Here is a 1,013-nt window from a genome sequence, read left to right as displayed (position 1 = left end):
GTAAATGTATTTGTCAGGAAAGTAGTAATGAAAGGCAGCGTCAAAATACTTATTGCCTCCTTGGGGTGGCTCTGCGTCATCCTTGGCGTGATTGGTATTTTCTTGCCGATATTACCGACAACACCTTTCTTACTATTAGCTGCCTGGTTATTCACTCACTCATCGGAACGTTTTCACCGCTGGTTACACGAACACCCGAAGCTAGGCCCCATCATTTCAGTTTGGAAAAGCGGCGAAGGCCTGGACAAAAACATTCGAACCCGGATACTAATATGTATGTGGGGAAGCATGCTTTTATCCGCACTCATCATTGGCAAGTTATGGGCCGTCATTATGCTTAGCTGCATAGGTGCCGGCGTCACAACCTATATCTGTCGCCTGCCAATCAAGTCAGGCACGACAAGTTAACGTGCAGCTAGTTTTTCAAGAACTCTGTCAGCCGCAGCAGAAACCTGTGCAGGTGCCGTCCCGCCCAGGTGATTTCGTGCATTAACAGAGCCTTCAAGCGTCAGAACGTCAAATACATCTTCTTGAATCTGATCGCTAAACACCTGCAACTCTTCTAGTGTCATGTCTGAAAGGTCTTTTTCCTCAGCAACACCATATGCCACGGCTTTACCAACAATTTCATGCGCATCACGGAAAGCCACACCATTAACGACTAAATAATCAGCCAAGTCAGTCGCGGTTGAAAAGCCCCTACGTGCTGCTTCTCTCATATTTTCAGCCTTCACCTCAATCGCCGGAATCATATCAGCATAGGCCTTCAAACAACCTTTTAAGGTATCCAAGACATCAAATAATGGCTCTTTATCTTCCTGGTTATCTTTGTTGTATGCCAAAGGCTGAGACTTCATTAACATCAATAGAGAAATCATATGACCCGTTACCCGGCCCGACTTGCCTCGTACCAACTCTGGCACATCTGGATTCTTCTTCTGCGGCATGATAGACGAACCAGTACAGAAGCGGTCCGGCAAGTCGATAAAATCAAACTGAGCCGATGCCCACAA

At 46.5% G+C, this 1,013-nt stretch carries 2 protein-coding genes; one reads left to right on the top strand and one right to left on the bottom strand.

The window, feature by feature from the left end:
• The coding region (locus A3729_RS03140) for a YbaN family protein (RefSeq protein WP_369820065.1) at nucleotides 1-408 on the top strand (408 nt) is incomplete at its 5' end.
• On the opposite strand, the gene A3729_RS03135 is transcribed toward A3729_RS03140, so the two are convergent.
• Nucleotides 405-1,013: argininosuccinate lyase (locus A3729_RS03135; RefSeq protein WP_255376371.1), on the bottom strand; the 609-nt coding region annotated here is incomplete at its 5' end. The two genes, A3729_RS03140 and A3729_RS03135, sit on opposite strands and share 4 nt — an antisense overlap.

This window comes from Oleiphilus sp. HI0043 (genome assembly GCF_001634935.1).
The sequence above is the reverse complement of the archived record's forward strand: the minus strand, read 5'-3'. Positions and strand labels throughout refer to the sequence as shown.